This is a genomic window from Methanospirillum sp. (assembly GCF_035406105.1).
Classification (GTDB): Archaea; Halobacteriota; Methanomicrobia; order Methanomicrobiales; family Methanospirillaceae; genus Methanospirillum.
Map to the genome: position 1 here is coordinate 1 of NZ_DAONKG010000037.1, position 15,358 is coordinate 15,358.

General features: G+C 48.7%; 17 protein-coding genes and 1 tRNA gene. 11 read left to right on the forward strand and 7 right to left on the reverse strand.

Going from position 1 to position 15,358, the window contains the following annotated elements; genetic code table 11:
• Positions 1-1,054 (forward strand): AMP-binding protein (locus PLA23_RS03565; protein ID WP_324474053.1); only part of this gene is annotated, 1,054 nt, incomplete at its 5' end.
• 26 nt (positions 1,055-1,080) lie between these two features.
• Here the strand turns inward: PLA23_RS03565 and PLA23_RS03570 are convergent.
• Entirely contained in the window at positions 1,081-1,743 is a 663-nt protein-coding gene (locus PLA23_RS03570; RefSeq protein WP_324329372.1) for a flavodoxin family protein, read from the reverse strand.
• Positions 1,744-1,926: 183 nt separating this feature from the next.
• Between PLA23_RS03570 and PLA23_RS03575 the strand changes: the two genes are divergently transcribed.
• From PLA23_RS03575 to PLA23_RS03590, 4 genes are all read left to right on the forward strand, one after another.
• Entirely contained in the window at positions 1,927-3,216 is a 1,290-nt protein-coding gene (locus PLA23_RS03575) for a phenylacetate--CoA ligase family protein (protein ID WP_324329375.1), read from the forward strand.
• Positions 3,216-4,517 (forward strand): phenylacetate--CoA ligase family protein, encoded by a 1,302-nt coding sequence (locus PLA23_RS03580; RefSeq protein WP_324329376.1) that lies wholly within the window; start codon positions 3,216-3,218, stop codon positions 4,515-4,517. The genes PLA23_RS03575 and PLA23_RS03580 overlap by 1 nt, the downstream gene beginning before the upstream one ends.
• Positions 4,518-4,952, forward strand: a complete 435-nt coding sequence (locus PLA23_RS03585) for an ACT domain-containing protein (protein WP_324329378.1) — start codon at positions 4,518-4,520, stop codon at positions 4,950-4,952. It begins immediately after the preceding gene.
• A 76-nt stretch (positions 4,953-5,028) separates the two neighbouring features.
• On the forward strand, positions 5,029-5,568 hold the full coding sequence (locus PLA23_RS03590) for a DJ-1/PfpI family protein (protein ID WP_324329380.1): 540 nt from the start codon (positions 5,029-5,031) through the stop codon (positions 5,566-5,568).
• A 62-nt stretch (positions 5,569-5,630) separates the two neighbouring features.
• On the opposite strand, the gene speD is transcribed toward PLA23_RS03590, so the two are convergent.
• The 5 genes from speD to PLA23_RS03615 form a co-directional block, all read right to left on the reverse strand.
• Positions 5,631-6,071 carry an S-adenosylmethionine decarboxylase gene (speD, locus tag PLA23_RS03595; RefSeq protein WP_324329382.1) on the reverse strand — a complete coding sequence of 147 codons (441 nt, stop codon included), beginning with the start codon at positions 6,069-6,071 and terminating at the stop codon, positions 5,631-5,633.
• 518 nt (positions 6,072-6,589) lie between these two features.
• The gene (locus tag PLA23_RS03600) at positions 6,590-7,180 is read right to left on the reverse strand and encodes a DUF5803 family protein (protein WP_324329384.1); all 591 of its coding nucleotides are present in this window, start codon (positions 7,178-7,180) and stop codon (positions 6,590-6,592) included.
• Positions 7,135-8,343: a threonine synthase gene (thrC, locus tag PLA23_RS03605; RefSeq protein ID WP_324329386.1), complete on the reverse strand. Its 1,209-nt coding sequence runs from the start codon at positions 8,341-8,343 to the stop codon at positions 7,135-7,137. Before thrC ends, PLA23_RS03600 begins: the two co-directional genes overlap by 46 nt.
• A gap of 76 nt (positions 8,344-8,419) precedes the next feature.
• Positions 8,420-9,046, reverse strand: coding sequence for a response regulator (locus tag PLA23_RS03610; RefSeq protein WP_324329388.1), 627 nt, complete (start codon positions 9,044-9,046; stop codon positions 8,420-8,422).
• A complete protein-coding gene (locus PLA23_RS03615) occupies positions 9,046-9,405 on the reverse strand; it encodes a roadblock/LC7 domain-containing protein (RefSeq protein WP_324329390.1) in 360 nt (119 codons plus the stop codon). The genes PLA23_RS03610 and PLA23_RS03615 overlap by 1 nt, the downstream gene beginning before the upstream one ends.
• A gap of 229 nt (positions 9,406-9,634) precedes the next feature.
• Here PLA23_RS03615 and PLA23_RS03620 point away from each other — a divergent pair.
• The 5 genes from PLA23_RS03620 to PLA23_RS03640 all read left to right on the forward strand — a co-directional run bounded on the left by PLA23_RS03620 (position 9,635) and on the right by PLA23_RS03640 (position 12,899).
• Positions 9,635-9,707, forward strand: a tRNA-Pro gene (locus PLA23_RS03620).
• 21 nt (positions 9,708-9,728) lie between these two features.
• Complete coding sequence (locus tag PLA23_RS03625) at positions 9,729-10,586, forward strand: damage-control phosphatase ARMT1 family protein (RefSeq protein WP_324474055.1); 858 nt, start codon at positions 9,729-9,731, stop codon at positions 10,584-10,586.
• A gap of 64 nt (positions 10,587-10,650) precedes the next feature.
• Positions 10,651-11,106: an NfeD family protein gene (locus PLA23_RS03630; protein ID WP_324331946.1), complete on the forward strand. Its 456-nt coding sequence runs from the start codon at positions 10,651-10,653 to the stop codon at positions 11,104-11,106.
• Positions 11,107-12,192 carry an SPFH domain-containing protein gene (locus tag PLA23_RS03635; protein WP_324474057.1) on the forward strand — a complete coding sequence of 362 codons (1,086 nt, stop codon included), beginning with the start codon at positions 11,107-11,109 and terminating at the stop codon, positions 12,190-12,192.
• 68 nt (positions 12,193-12,260) lie between these two features.
• Positions 12,261-12,899, forward strand: coding sequence for a response regulator (locus PLA23_RS03640; RefSeq protein WP_324331351.1), 639 nt, complete (start codon positions 12,261-12,263; stop codon positions 12,897-12,899).
• An 11-nt stretch (positions 12,900-12,910) separates the two neighbouring features.
• Here the strand turns inward: PLA23_RS03640 and pap are convergent, their stop codons facing one another.
• The gene (gene pap / locus PLA23_RS03645; RefSeq protein ID WP_324474058.1) at positions 12,911-14,407 is read right to left on the reverse strand and encodes a polyphosphate:AMP phosphotransferase; all 1,497 of its coding nucleotides are present in this window, start codon (positions 14,405-14,407) and stop codon (positions 12,911-12,913) included.
• Between the two features lie 102 nt (positions 14,408-14,509).
• Between pap and PLA23_RS03650 the strand changes: the two genes are divergently transcribed.
• A complete protein-coding gene (locus PLA23_RS03650) occupies positions 14,510-15,232 on the forward strand; it encodes a YkgJ family cysteine cluster protein (RefSeq protein WP_324331347.1) in 723 nt (240 codons plus the stop codon).
• The last annotated feature ends 126 nt before the right edge of the window (positions 15,233-15,358 follow it).

Below are 15,358 nucleotides of genomic sequence, written 5' to 3' on the forward strand. Positions count from 1 at the left end.
AAAGGGCGTGGTACTGACCCATCACGGCGTCTTAAATAACGGGTACATCATCGGGAAAGGGATGGGTTTTACAGAGAAGGATCGGCTCTGTATTCCGGTTCCGTTTTATCACTGCTTTGGAATGGTCCTCTCAAATATGGCATGCGTATCCCATGGTGCAACGATGGTCATTCCCGGCCCTGCATTTGACCCTGGTGATGTACTCAGGACCATTGAAGCAGAACGGTGCACCGCCGTTCACGGGGTCCCGACCATGTTCATCGCTGAGCTCCGGCACCCGGATTTTGCCAAATACGACCTCCGCTCACTTCGTACTGGGATCATGGCAGGATCACCATGCCCTATTGAGACGATGAAAGAGGTTGCAACAAAGATGCACATGTCTGAAGTGGTCATTGTGTATGGTCAGACTGAGCTCTCCCCTGGCGTGACGATGACAACTACCCGCGATCCGCTTGAAAAACGGGTGACAACCGTCGGCCGTGTCTTCCCTCATACCGAGATCAAAATCATCGATCCGGAGACAAAGAAGATCATTCCCCGTGGCGAGATCGGGGAGATATGTGCGAGAGGGTACATGACCATGCGGTGTTACTATAACAACCCGACTGCCACCCGGCAGACAAAAGACGAACATGGCTGGGTTCATACCGGAGATCTTGGCTCGTTTGATCCGGATGGGTTTGTCCACATCGAAGGCCGGCTCAAAGACATGGTCATTCGGGGCGGAGAGAATATATACCCGCGTGAAATTGAGGAGTTTTTACATCAGCACCCCAAGATAGCCGATGTGTATGTGATCGGAGTTCCTGACGAGAAGTACGGTGAAGAACTGATGGCCTGGATTAAACTTGAGGAAGGGACAACACTGACCGAGGATGAGATCAGGGCATATGCGGACGGGAAGATTGCGAGGTATAAGATCCCTCGGTACTATGCCTTTGTTGACTCGTTCCCGATCACGGTATCAGGCAAGATTCAGAAGTTTAAGATGAGGGAGATGAGCATTGAGATGCTCGGCCTTCAGGAAGTTGCCAGGATTAAAACCGCCTGAACCGCTCAAGGTAACTCATACTCCTTTTACAACCACTTTTTATCCAGATAATACTGATATTCATACGGCCATTCGTCTTTATTAAACGAAACAAGCTGCTTCATCCGCTCAAGCATGGCTGCATGCCCTTCTTTCTGTTCCGGATATTCTGCTTTGGTACAAATTGCATCAGCAAGCGTGATACCAAGCTGATAGGCCTGGTCCACCCCCTTCTGAAACATCTCCGTACCGTCGGCAAGATTGACCCCGACCGCACCGACAACAGAAGCTCCCATAATGAAGAGTGACTGATTGAGGTACTCAGCGACCTCCTGTGCCCCGGATCCTCCGGCAGTGCTGACCGCTGCGGCGTATTTTCCAACAAGCCTCTGGCAATGCACCGTATCAGCCATCCGGTCAAGAAGGGTCTTCATCTTGGCGGTCACGTTGTTGATGTAATTCGGGCTGCTCAATACGATACCGTCTGATTCCAGAATGATGTCATAAATATCTGTGAACTCGTCCATCAGAACACATGATCCGGTCTTATAACAGGTATCACAGGCTTTGCAGTACTCAATCTCGTAATTATAGAGATCAATATGAATTGTTTCACATCCACCGTCAGAGGCACCGGTCAGGACGGTGGATAACAGGAGATCTGTGTTGCTCTTTTTTCTCGGGCTGCTGTTGATGCCGACAACCTGCATATTATTCTAAAATGCCGTACCTGAAGATAAATCAATGCATCATATCAGTCAGGCGGGTATTGTGGTTCAGGGTTGAAAACGAGCGGGGATATCGTGTCCCATGTTATCGTGTAACAAGGGTTATTCGCTGTCCCTTCCAACCATTATCCTATACACATCCACCCGGATGTTCGGGATACAATTATGTTCTGGGATGAGGCAGTTGAAACAATAAAACCGAAAGACCTCAGGGTTCTTCAGGAGAAGCGTCTTCGTGAAACGGTTTCCCGCTGTGCCAATGTCGGGTTTTATCAGAAAAAGTTCCAGGAGTTGGGTATTAGTCCGTCAGACATAAAAACCCTTGATGATCTGCACAAACTTCCGTTTACCCGCAAGACGGATCTTCGTGACGGGTATCCGTTTGGTTTTCTTGCAGTGCCCCTCAAAGATATCGTCCGGATTCATACCACGTCAGGAACGACCGGAAAGCCAACGGTTGTCGGGTACACGGCAGGAGATATCAATACCTGGGCAGACCTGATCGCACGAAACCTCACCATGGTCGGTCTGACCAGGGATGACATTTTTCAGAATATGGTCAATTACGGGATGTTCACCGGAGGACTTGGGTTTCATTATGGTGCCGAGAAGGCGGGTCTGACTGCTGTTCCAAGTGGGACGGGAAATACGAAACGGCAGATCGAGATGATCCATGACTTTGGGGTGACTGCAATTCACTGTACTCCAAGTTATGGCCTTCATCTGGCTGAAGCCGCTGCCGAGATGCATATGGACCTGCCCTCACTCAGGGTCGGTATCTTCGGGGCTGAGCCCTGGTCTGAAAAGACCAGGATTGAACTGGAAGAGAAACTAGGTGTTGAGGCGTTTGACAGTTATGGGATGAGTGAACTCTATGGCCCGGGTGTTGCCTTTGAATGCCCTGAACATAACGGTCTGCATATCTGGCATGACTCGTACCTGGTGGAGATCATTGATCCACAAACCGGGGAGAACCTGGGTCCGGGCGAACGGGGAGAACTGGTGGTCACACCCCTGACCAAGGAAGCAATGCCCCTGCTCCGGTATCGGACCGGCGATATCACGATGATCATGGAGGATGAGTGTCCCTGTGGCAGAGGACCAAAACTTGCACGCTTTACCGGGCGGAGTGATGATATGCTCGTCATTCGGGGTATCAATGTCTTCCCAAGCCAGATTGAGCATGTCCTCCTCTCCATCCCCGAGGTTGGCAATCACTACATGGTTTATGTTGACCGGGTAAACCATATGGATGAGATGACTATTGAAGTAGAAGTTTCCCGGGAGAACTTTCATGGAGAACTGGCAGATCTCAAAAAAGTCCAGAATAAGGTTATAAAATCACTCCGGGATGTTCTTGAACTCCGGACAACGGTTCATCTGGTAGAACCAGGGACCCTGCCCAGATTTGAAGGAAAGGCAAAACGCGTGATTGACAGACGGGGTGCAGACTGATGCGGTGCTGGGATCCACGAATCGAAGAGATGCCTGTTGCTGATCTGAAAAAGATGCAGTTTAAACTTCTAAAAACACTTGTTTACAGAGTATACAGTTTCTCTTCTTTTTATCACAAGCGCATGAAGGATGCCGGGGTCCATCCGGATGATATCACCTCCCTTGAGGATATTACCAAACTGCCTTTTATGCATAAGAAAGACCTGCGGGACACGTATCCTGACGGGATGATCATGAGTGAGCAGGAGGAACTGGTCAGATACCACGTATCATCCGGTACAACCGGAAAGCCAACGGTTGTTGGGTATACAAAGAATGATATCTATCACTGGACCGAATCCTTGGCCCGAGGGCTTACATCCGCCGGTATCGGACGGGGAGATGTAATGCAGGTCAGTTACGGGTATGGTCTGTTTACCGGCGGTCTGGGACTGCATTATGGGGCGGAAAGGATTGGAGCAACAGTCCTTCCGACATCGGTCGGGAATACCGAGCGGCAGATCGAGCTGATGCAGGATCTTCGCGTGACGGCGATCGCATGCACACCGTCGTATCTTCTTCATATGGGTGAGGTTGCGGAGAAGATGGGGGTGTCCATACGAGATGATACTCTGCTGAAAAAAGCAATTGTCGGGGCTGAACCCTGGAGTGAGCAGATGCGGCTTCGTATTAAGGAGAGCCTGGGGGTTGATGCATATGATATCTACGGTACCAGTGAACTGTCCGGACCGCTCTTTTGTGAATGCGAGTATCAGAATGGATTTCATGTCTGGGCTGACCTAATATATCCTGAAATTCTGGATCCTGACTCACAAACACCACTACCACCCGGCGAGCGTGGTGAACTGGTGGTGACCATGCTTCAAAAGGAGGGTCTTCCGATTATCAGGTACCGGACCGGCGATATTACCGCACTCAGGGAGGAACCCTGTCCCTGTGGGAGGACTCATCCCCGGCTCGAACGATTATCCGGACGGGTGGATGACATGCTGATCATCCGTGGTATCAACGTCTTCCCAAGCCAGGTGGAGCATGCCCTTCTTGGCATACCAGAGGTTGCTGAGCATTTCATGATCGAAGTGGATCGGAAAGGGGCCCTTGACGAGATGCTCGTCAGAGTCGAACTGGCAAAAGAAGCCTTTTCTGATAAGATATCAGATCTCATGAAGATCAGGCGGCATGTTGAAAAGGTTCTGAAGAGTTCATTAAATGTACAGGTCTCTGTAGAATTGACCGAACCGGGTACCCTGCCCCGGTTTGAAGGCAAAGCAAAACGTGTGATTGACAAGAGGATGATATAAATGAGTTGTGAGCAGTATATGATCCGCCAGATCTCCCTTTTTTCTGAGAACAAACCAGGAAGACTGGCTGCAATGGCGAAGGCGTGTCAGGAAGAGAATGTAAATATTTTAGCCTTTTCAATCGCGGAAGCAGAAGGGTTTGGTGTTATCAGAGCGCTCGTGGACAAACCGGATGTGGCATTTCGAAAACTCACGTCAATGGGATTTAATGTCGCATTCACGCATGTTATCGCGGTTGAGATGAAGGATGAACCAGGCGGTCTCTTTGAAATTGCTTCAAAGCTGAGTGAGGCCGGTATCAATATCGAGTACTCCTATGCCTTCTCCGGCAAGAACAAAGCAGTCTTGATCCTGCGGGTTGATCAGGTTGAAGAGGCGATTCGTCTGCTTCATGCACACAAGTTCACACTCATCGCTTCTGATTCAATTCAGTAAATTTCCATTCCTTTTTTTTCGGATCCCGATCCATACCTTTATGGACTTGTGCGAAGACTTCCCTTCAGTGAGGAGCATGTCAGCTGAAAAAAAGGTTCTGATTGTCATTGCCCCGGTACAGTTTCGTGATGAAGAACTCTCTGAACCGATAAAATATCTTGAAAAAGCCGGAATTGGGTACGATATCGTCTCGACGCGGACCGGTCTTGCGGTTGGAATGCTGGGTGGCAAGGTCCTTGTTGAAAAGACGGTTCAGGATATCGCAAGATCCGGAATTGCTCCCTATGCAGGTATTCTGGTTGTTGGTGGAGCCGGTTCACCTGAGCATCTCTGGAACAATCCCCCGCTGCAGACCCTCGTAAAAGAGTTTTTTGCGGCTGAGAAGGTCGTCGCAGCCATCTGTCTCTCATCCGTAGTTCTTGCCCATGCAGGAGTGCTGAAAGGAAAACAGGCTACGGTATGGAATGATGATGCTGCCATTGCACATCTCAGGCAGGGGGGAGCAACGTATAAACCGGAACCAATCGTTACAGACGGACGGGTCATTACGGCAAACGGTCCGCCTGCGGCTTCAGGATTTGGTGAAAAGGTTGCAAAAGCGATTCTGACAGTATAATCTTTTTTACCTATCAAACCGGCGGGTTATAAAAAGAAAGAAAAGAAAAGGGTATTGAGGGTTTAATCCCGGAATGCAATATGAACGGTTACCTTGTCTGCACCAAAGAATTCCCGGCAGAATTCTGCGGTGAGCTGGGGTGCGTATTCTTTGCATGAGAAGATATCAATGTAGGCAGCATTGGTTTCGTTTGCAAAGTGTGCACCGATGAGTGAGGTCTCAATCAGCTGGGTCATGGAATATCCTGCTACACGCTCACATGGACCGAAGTGGATGATCTGTGGCTCTCCAAACCGCTTCATCTTGATAAGGTCACAGAGCTGAATGACGAATTCCCTGATCTTTCCTGCATCTCTGATGGTTTCCGGGTTGCAGTTCTTCAGATCAACACTGGTATACAGACCCCAGGCGTTTCTGGATTTAAACTCCTCCATTATCTCCTGATCTGATTTTGCCGGTGCGGTTGCGATTCCTTCTCTTGTTGGAATGAGTGTGTCTATCATGGTGTAACTCCTTTTGACTCATTCACGTGTATCCCTGAGGATTTAAGGTTTACTCTGATCAAAACTGACCAAATTAAGAAAAACTGCATTTTGAGAGCTGAAAGTGATTTTAGGCAATTTAAAACCATTTTAATGAAAAAATATCGATTTATCCGTGAAATAAAAAATTACGGCCGATCCGGGTTTTTGATCTCTGCGTATAATCGAAATAAATCATTTATAATTCGTTTTAGGGCTTGCGCGGGAATAAAGACGTTTTTAATCATGAGGATCTCTATTAAAATGAAAATAATGAGTTATTTTTTGATTATAACTAAAATTATTGAAAATTTTGTGTACAGAAAAGAAGGATTCAGAGGTCAGATTTTATGCACTGATGTGAATGCACTCATGACAGGTGGCCGTGATCGTCCTTCCTGATATGATATTGATGAGGTGCCGCACTTGCTTGTATCACATCTGGGGCAGGTAATACGGATTTGGTGGAGGTGATCGTCCACCAGGAATACTTCTGTGCGTTAGGTTTTTCTGGAGAAGAAAAAGGGTAATAACAGCACTACAGCAATAATGAGCCAGAACTGCGCAAATAAAAAGAGCAGATGTTCCTGCCCCTCATCATAGAATCTGAGCTCAACCGATCGAACCTGGTTCCACGAGATATTTGTGGAATCATTGCCTTTTTCAAGTTTTGCTCCTGATGGCTGAAGCGAGGTGAGAAGGGGGTTGGTTACCATGAAGGGGTGGGGAAGAAAGACGGTAACATTGGCAGGTTCGGTAAAAAGAAGCTGCATGGTGTTTGACTTCACCACTGATTCATAGGAGATGGTATAGTTCCCCTTCGGGAATGTGAGGACACCCCGATCCGGGTTCCTTGTCAGAATATCAGTCTCATTCCGGATCGTCAGGTTTGCTGCCTGGAGAGGGATCCGCTCACCAACCATGCCCGGCTCAATCAGCTCATACCGGTCGGTATTGTTGACAATCACCGTGGCATAGTATCGTTTCCCGTCCTGATCAACCGACGCCGAGAAGGAGATCCCGGCAGCCGGGAGGATCAGGAGGATCAGAGCTGCAATGCAGCAAGCAGCGATTCGAGTGTTGCGTCGCATTCGATTGGTGGAGCACATTGTCTAATTACTGTTTCAGGATCCTTAAGGAGATGTCCGGTGACCACGCATACGATCCGCTCATCACGGTCGATAACACCAGTCTCTACCAGCTTCTTCACGCCGGCAACCGAGGCTGCCGATGCCGGTTCGACTCCGATTCCCTCTTTCCGGGCAAGGTCCCGCTGCATGCCAAGAATCTCTTCATCAGTGACATAATCCGCAGTTCCTTTACTCATCCGGATCGCATGGAGAACCTTCTCTGCATTGACCGGAGCGCCGATGCGGATAGCAGTCGCGATCGTCTCGGGGGATGGTTCCGGAATGACTTCAGGCAGGTTCTGCCTGATCGCCCGCACAACCGGCTGGGATCCCTCGGCCTGAATACCGGTCATCATCGGCATCTGGTCAATAAATCCAAGCTCTGAAAGTTCCAGGAGCCCCTTGTATACCGCAGAGATATTTCCGGCATTGCCGACGGGGAGCACCATGCGATCCGGAACCTCACCGTTCAGCTGGTCAATGGCTTCAAACCCGATGGTCTTCTGCCCCTCAAGCCGGTAGGGATTGACAGAATTGAGCAGGTATATGCCCTTTGTCTCACACAGGTCGCGTACCATCTCAAGTGCACGGTCAAAATTACCATTGATGGAGATGACTTTTGCTCCATGCATAAGTGCCTGGGCCACCTTCCCAAGGGCCACCTTCCCGGACGGGAGCAGGACAATGACAGGGATTCCTGCCCGTGCCCCATACACAGCAAGTGAGGCAGAGGTATTTCCAGTACTTGCGCAGGCAACGGATTTCATCCCCAGCTGCAGAGCCATGGAGACACCAACCGTCATCCCCCGGTCCTTAAAGGAACCTGACGGGTTCATCCCTTCATGCTTTGCATAGAGTTCCTTCAGGCCGAGTTCCTCTCCAATACGTTTCAGGTGGTAGAGGGGCGTTCCCCCTTCCTGCAGGGTAACCGGCTCACCAGCGACGGGAAGCAGCTCACGATATCTCCAGACCGATATCGGGCGTGAGAGCCAGTCCTTCCTGGTGATATTGATATTGGCAAGGTCATACCTGACCTCAAGAAGGTGTCCGCAGGTACTGCAGGTGTATATCACGGCGTCGGATCGGTACGTCGCCCCGCACCCGATGCACACGAGATCAAACATAGGAGAAAAGTTTAGATCATATTCGTACTTCATACTGTGGGAGAAAACCAGACGGGGTAGAGAGAAGAAGGGAGGTTCAGGCAGCTCCTGAAAAGATCTCGCGGATCTGGTTCAGGCGCTGTTCCTGGAATTTCATGTTTGTTTCCATGCTTTTTATGGCGATATTGATATCATCTGAGAACTTCATGGAGGGATCGGAAAGATCATAGGTAGATGAGAGGAGCTTTAAGAGGCGTTTGGTGATCTCTGTGCTCTTTACCAGCCGGCCATATTCGTTGATGAGGGCATCATCAAATCCGCCTTCTTTTGCTTTGGTCATGTCCTCCGCAATCTGCCTGCGCCGGTTGATAACCCCTTCAATGGCGGAATAGAGTTCTGAGTGAGTGACCGGCTTTAAGATGTAATCCTCGATATACATGCCGTACTCCTGCGCCTCCTGGGGAGTCAGCTGTTTTGCTGTCAGCATCATTACCGGTATGTCCTTGGTTGCAAAGTTCTGCTTGATCGCAACCAATGTCTCCCATCCGTCCATAGGCTCCATCATAATATCAAGCAGGATCAGGTCAGGTGTTACGGTTTTTAACAGATCAATACCTTCGGGGCCACTGTTTGCCGAGTATACCGTGTATCCCCCTCGTTCCAGCATGGTTACAAAAATATCGACGATGAACGGGCTGTCATCGATCACCAGTATTGTTGACATCAGAACGTTCCTCCTACTTCTTCCGCTATCTCCCGGAGCATTCCGGTCATATGTTTCAGGTCCCAGGCAGGGTCTACAAGTGCTGCCAGCAGAATCTTCTCACCCGCCCCCATAATTATCAATATTCCGTCCGATGAGTGAATGGTAACCATATCAGGGGATTGGACCTTCACGATGACGGCTGCAGACTCTGCAGAGGCAAGGAGCGTTGCACACATCGCAGCAAACCATGCTTCGTTAAAGTCGCCGGCAGAGTACCGGCCAAGCATAATGCCGTCACGGGATACGAGTGCACATAATTTTACCCCTTCAATCAACCTGATACTCTCAATTATTCCTGCAATCTTCTCCTTAAGCATACCCGGCTCCCGCTACCTGCTGATAATACGGTATGGTCACCGATCTATATTATATAATGGTTTGTGGGTTCGTCTGGAAGGTGACCGTACAGAGTATCGGAACCGGTATTTCATGCGGGGAGAGATGTCAAATTATATGCTGGTTCCCATGGTGTGTGAAACTGGTGCAGAATGAATCGGGTACGAATGGGTAAGTACATATGGGACAGCTGAGAAAATAGTATGGAACGGGGCCATAGGGTAGCCTGGCATCCTAGGAGACTGGGGGTCTTCTGACTCGAGTTCGAATCTCGATGGCCCCATCACGTTTTTCGGGTAATGAAATGATACATGACCCACGGTGTTACGACTGTCTTCTTTCCAGAGTCAATCTGGAGATAGATCTTGTAGATTCTGATAAAAAGAAAAATACGGATATTATTGCGCACGCAGAAGAAATAATCCGGTTTTTGCATACGACACCCTGGACCCACCCGATGGTTGCATCAGCCCTGCACCGTGCCGTTTACCACCGGTTGAATTGTGATGATCCATTTTATGCGCTCAAGCAGGCATCCGAAGAGGTATCTCTGAAGACATTGCAGTCCGTGTCAGGACGCATGAGGAGTTTTCGTGATTTTGTCATTGCAAGTGTTATCGGTAACATGTTTGATTATGGGGTAAAAGATCATGAAGTCAGCAGCGATTTTGTCTCGTATTTTGACCAGGAGTTCGCAAAAGGGCTTGCTGTAGATGATACGGATCGAATCCTCCCCCTATGCAGTGATATCATTTATTTTACCGACAATTGTGGGGAGATAGTGTTTGATCAGGCACTCATCTCCTGGCTTGTTGCTCATGGCAGCAGGATTACACTGGTCGTTCGTGACCGGCCGATTCTTAACGACGCAACTATGGAGGATGCTCTTCGTCTGGGCCTTGAAAAGCAGGCCACCCGGGTATATACTACCGGTGCAGGCGTTGAACACGGAATCCGGTTTGATCTGATGTCAGATGAACTCCTGCTTGCGCTTGATCAGTGTTCCCTCATCATCTCAAAAGGGATGGCAAATTATGAAAGTCTGCGCGAAGAGCAGGGACTTCCGCCGGTTGCCTATCTCCTTGCAGCAAAATGCGATCCGATAGCAGAAGAGCTTGGTGTGAAGCGGGGGGATAAACTGGCACTCTTACGAAATGCCTGATCCTGACCCCATTCGAAATTCTTCATATACACATCTTTTTCTTTCGTCCTGACAAGTATACCATATGGTTTTTGAAGATTTCTCATATGGATGGATCATCATTCTCTTTGGTGCATTGTTCTTTGTCCTTGAGGTCTTCTCACCAGGGTTTTTCCTCCTGGTTCCCGGCACCGTGCTGCTTATTATCGGCGTACTGGTAATACTCGGCGTGGATATCTTTGCCTCGACCTATGGGATCGTTGTTGGTATCCTCATCGCCCTGGTTGCAGCCATCATTACCGTTTTCTTATACAGCCGGCTGACACCAGGGGATGAAAAACCCCTTACCATCAGCATGGATTCGCTCGTAGGCAAAACCGGCAGGGTATTACATGCAGCAGATGAAGAAACCCTGTCCGGGAAGGTATCTGTTGAAGGTCAGATATTTAGTGCAAAATCAAAGTCCGGCGTCATTCCGGAAGGGGCAAAAGTAAAGGTTATTGCCTCCCGGGGTGTGCATATTGTTGTAGAGGAGGAATAAATGGCAGTATTTGAAACTCTTATAACCCTGTTTCTCGTTATTATCATTCTGATCATCTTTGCCCGCGGTGTGGTCATCGTCCAGCCATATGAACAAGGCCTGCAGATCCGGCTTGGCAGATATATCGGAAGGATGAATCCAGGGTTTCGGTGGGTTATACCACTCATCACCCAGGTCGTCAAACTCGATCTGCGAACACTGGTGATGGATGTTCCAAGCCAGGAAGTCATTACCAAGGACAATTCCCCGACGAATGTGGATGCAATTGTATACATCAGGGTTGTCGATCCTGAAAAGGCGTTTTTTGAGGTCTCCAATTACCGGATGGCAACAGTTGCTCTTGCACAGACAAGTCTTCGTGGCATTATCGGTGACATGGAGCTTGATGAGGTGCTCTATAACCGTGAGAGTATCAATACCAAACTCCGGGACATTCTCGATCGGGAGACGGATCAGTGGGGAGTAAAGGTCGAACGGGTCGAGATTAAGGAAGTAGATCCGGTCGGGGCTGTCAAACAGGCCATGACTGAACAGACCGCTGCAGAACGGGAGCGAAGGGCCGCGATCCTTCGGGCAGATGGTGAGAAACGTTCTGCAATTTTAAAGGCGGAAGGTCTCAAAAAGAGTATGATTCTTGAAGCAGAAGGAGAACGGCAGAGTAAGATCCTAAAAGCGGAGGGAGAACGTTTATCACAGATTCTGCGTGCACAGGGAGAGTCGCAGGGTCTTCGGATACTCGCTCTCGGATCCAGATCTCTTGACAAGCGGGCAATCACCGTGCTCTCTTTAGATGCCCTGAAAACAATGGCAAACGGTCAGGCCACCAAGATCATCTTCCCGTTTGAGATATCAAGTCTTATCAAACAGGGAGCGAAGTATCTTGGAGCCACCGAAGCCATGGATGATAAGGAAGTCTATGAGATCCCGCTTGATGAGGGCCTTTTAGGTGATATTCCAACCGCTGAACGGATCAGTGAAGTGGTAAAATCCATAGAGGATGAGACCCGTGCTATCATGAATGAAGATGTGAGTTCGGACCAGGGAGCCGGACTTTCTGATATGGAAGAGAAAAAACTGATATCATGAATGAGGAGAATATCGTATATAACCAGGGTACTGCACAGCCAGACGGGACCTGCTGGGAGTGAACAATTGTGGGTACACGATTAAAAGTCCTGTATGTTGATGATGAGGCTCTCCTGAAGATGGCTTTTGTGGAGACTTTAAAACAGCAGGGGTTTGATGCCCGGGGTGCATTAAGCGGACAGGAAGCCATTGACATGGTATACGAGGATGTTCCTGATTTTATCATCCTTGATGTCATGATGAGACCGATGGACGGGTGGGAGACCCTTCTCCATATTAAAAAGCACGAAAAGGCAAAGACCGTCCCAATAATTATGCAGACCGGAAAAAGTCTGACCATTAAAGATGTCCTCCGGTATGGCGACCAGATTGATGATTATCTTATCAAACCGGTCAGACTTCCTGATCTTATCAAGGCTATTGACGGGGTCCGGGCCAGAAACGCTGAAATTGACCAGGAAAAAGAACGTGCCCTTGAAAATGGGGGTGATGCCGCTGATGTTGAGGAGTTTGGGGAACTGTTAAAACGTGTGCAGGTGGAGCAGCGCCTTATTGAGATTCTGGGCAGAATATATCCGATCCAACGGGACGGGACCATCGAGACGGATCTTGAGATTCCCGAGCTTCATGAATTCGTGCACCGGTATGAGGCTCATAAAGGACGGCTTAATGAACTTAAAAACAAGTTATTTTCTGGATCCTCATAACAGGCCAGATCTCACTTCATCTCTTTTATCCGTTTTTGTAGTGCATTTCTGACCGTTTCGAGGACTGAAATTCGTGCATAATATTTACTATTTGCAGGAATGACAGTCCAGGGGGCCTGAGCGGTTGTCGTCCGTCGGATCATGGCATTGACCGCATTCTCATACTGATCCCATTTTTCACGGTTTCTCCAGTCTTCTTCAGTAATCTTCCAGTTTTTCTCAGGATTATTCTGACGATCATGAAACCGGCGGAGTTGTTCATCCTTGGAGATATGAAGCCAGAATTTGATGAGGATGGTTCCTTCCCTAGTCAGTTCATCCTCCATCACATTGATCTCATGATATGCCCGCTGCCATTCTGACTCTGAACAAAACCCTTCAACCCGCTCCACGAGCACCCGACCGTACCAGCTTCGGTCAAAGATGGTGATATATCCCTTCCGCGGAAACCGGGTATAAAATCTCCACAGGTAATGATGCATCTTCTCCCAGTCATTGGGTGGTCCGATCGGCTCGACCACATACCCACGGGGATTAAAGGACTCTGCAAGCCTGATGATGCATCCTCCTTTTCCTGCTGCATCCCATCCCTCAAACACGATCACGACCGGAATATTTCGTTTATATATCTCAACCTGAAGATTGCGGAGTTCCTCTTGAAGACTCTGGAGAATCGGCTTATATTCAGGGCGTGTGTAACTCTTCGTCAGATCAGTTTTTTTCAGAATTGATGACTCTTCAGGTTCTGATATAGTCTTGATGAGATATGTCTGTGTCTGTTCTTTTTTACCCCCTTCTTTTTCAATCAGCCAGCACTCTACCGCTGAGTTAAATGTCTGTAAAATCCGTACATAACCGTATTTCATCGATTCAGCTTCAATGATGGTCCAGGGTGATGCAGGCATATCTGTCTTTATCAGCATCCGGTCAATCATATGAAAATCCCGGTTGACCATGTAGATTCCCTCTTTTCGGTGAAGATACCTGGCCTGCATGGTAAAGGGGCTGTCTTTGATGACATTCAGACGCCGTTTCTGCTCATCCCTGCTGATATGGAGGAAGAATTTTAAAATCAGGTTTCCGTCACTGATGATCTGTGATTCAAAATTATTGATGTCCTCAATGCAGGAGGCAGGGATCTCATCCATCGCGTCAGCGGTGTACCGCTCGACGATGGTTGCGGTATACCAGCTCCGGTCAAAGATGGCTGTCTGGCCATAGGAGGGGAGTCGTGACCAGAACCGCCAGAATAGCCCATGATCACGTTCGATGTCATTCGGCTCCGCAATCGGGTGAATGCGTGTTCCTCGTGGGTCCAGAACCGGTTGAAGGAGATTGATAATCCGGGTAATACCTGACCCTCTCCACCCCTCCATCACGATGATGACTGACTTTCCCCGTTTTCTGACCTCTCTTTGCAGTTCTGCGGTTCGTGCCTCGAGTGGTTCAACGATTGCTGAATATTGTCCCTTTGGAATCCTTCCTGTCAGGTCAAAGGCTTCAAGCATGATAGTTCTGATTAGTGAATCCGGGTTTAATACAGTATCTCAAAACTATGCGGTCAGTTCACCATCATCCCTTATGCATGAGCATGACTGAAATACTGAGAAATGTCATATTCCTTTATCAGTCGCACACTCTCTTCCCTGAAAATTGAGCAAGGGCTTCTTATGCAATGGAGTGAGCAGGATCTTGCCGAAATTATCCGGGACGTGGGTTTTTCATGTATACGCTGCGGCAGATGCTGCACGACTGATTTCAATGGCCATGTTTTTTTACTCGATGCTGATGCACGGCGGGTGATGGAACTGGATTCCTCCCTCCTCATCCCCGCACCCGGCTTTGAGCTTGCTGATGAAGAGGGAATGCTCTATGTGTCCGGATATGCTCTCCGGGTATTGGATGATGGTTCCTGCATCTTTCTCTCTGATGGCCGGTGCAGGATATATGACGAGCGGTTTTCGATATGCCGGATTTACCCATACATGTTGCACCGGGAGCCGGACCGGAGAAAAAAACTGGAATTCAGGCAGATTAGCGGTCTGAACGAACACGGGGAGTATCATAATCACATTTCAGAGGAAGAATCTCTCGCTTTTGCCAGGGAGACGATCGCTTACGAGCAGGCATGGCTTTCACAGATGATTGACTTTTATGCGGCAGCAGAGGAGATTTTTACCAGGAAAAATACCCGGCATATCCGGGCGGTATATGATCGCCGGATACAGGAGTTTCGAACAGGTACCCCGGTATGTGTTCAGGTATGGTACCAGGGTTCGTTTGTACCGGCTATCGTGCGCCGTGAGGAGTATCAGGGATTTGGGTGGCCATAACAGGATAAGCAGAAGAGCTGACCAGATAACTTTCTTATAGGTCAATGTATAATTTCATACATAGATGACTCAACATGTTCATCACTTACGACGGGGGGCATGCCCTGGTTTCCCTCGTATCTGGCG

Excerpts from the sequence above, each read along its gene's own strand:
- PLA23_RS03570 (WP_324329372.1), bottom strand. The coding sequence starts at position 1,743 with ATGCAGGTTGTCGGCATCAACAGCAGCCCGAGAAAAAAGAGCAACACA.
- PLA23_RS03575 (WP_324329375.1), top strand. The coding sequence starts at position 1,927 with ATGTTCTGGGATGAGGCAGTTGAAACAATAAAACCGAAAGACCTCAGG.
- PLA23_RS03580 (WP_324329376.1), top strand. The coding sequence starts at position 3,216 with ATGCGGTGCTGGGATCCACGAATCGAAGAGATGCCTGTTGCTGATCTG.
- PLA23_RS03585 (WP_324329378.1), top strand. The coding sequence starts at position 4,518 with ATGAGTTGTGAGCAGTATATGATCCGCCAGATCTCCCTTTTTTCTGAG.
- PLA23_RS03590 (WP_324329380.1), top strand. The coding sequence starts at position 5,029 with ATGTCAGCTGAAAAAAAGGTTCTGATTGTCATTGCCCCGGTACAGTTT.
- speD (WP_324329382.1), bottom strand. The coding sequence starts at position 6,071 with ATGATAGACACACTCATTCCAACAAGAGAAGGAATCGCAACCGCACCG.
- PLA23_RS03600 (WP_324329384.1), bottom strand. The coding sequence starts at position 7,180 with ATGCGACGCAACACTCGAATCGCTGCTTGCTGCATTGCAGCTCTGATC.
- thrC (WP_324329386.1), bottom strand. The coding sequence starts at position 8,343 with ATGTTTGATCTCGTGTGCATCGGGTGCGGGGCGACGTACCGATCCGAC.
- PLA23_RS03610 (WP_324329388.1), bottom strand. The coding sequence starts at position 9,046 with ATGTCAACAATACTGGTGATCGATGACAGCCCGTTCATCGTCGATATT.
- PLA23_RS03615 (WP_324329390.1), bottom strand. The coding sequence starts at position 9,405 with ATGCTTAAGGAGAAGATTGCAGGAATAATTGAGAGTATCAGGTTGATT.
- PLA23_RS03625 (WP_324474055.1), top strand. The coding sequence starts at position 9,729 with ATGATACATGACCCACGGTGTTACGACTGTCTTCTTTCCAGAGTCAAT.
- PLA23_RS03630 (WP_324331946.1), top strand. The coding sequence starts at position 10,651 with ATGGTTTTTGAAGATTTCTCATATGGATGGATCATCATTCTCTTTGGT.
- PLA23_RS03635 (WP_324474057.1), top strand. The coding sequence starts at position 11,107 with ATGGCAGTATTTGAAACTCTTATAACCCTGTTTCTCGTTATTATCATT.
- pap (WP_324474058.1), bottom strand. The coding sequence starts at position 14,407 with ATGCTTGAAGCCTTTGACCTGACAGGAAGGATTCCAAAGGGACAATAT.
- PLA23_RS03650 (WP_324331347.1), top strand. The coding sequence starts at position 14,510 with ATGTCATATTCCTTTATCAGTCGCACACTCTCTTCCCTGAAAATTGAG.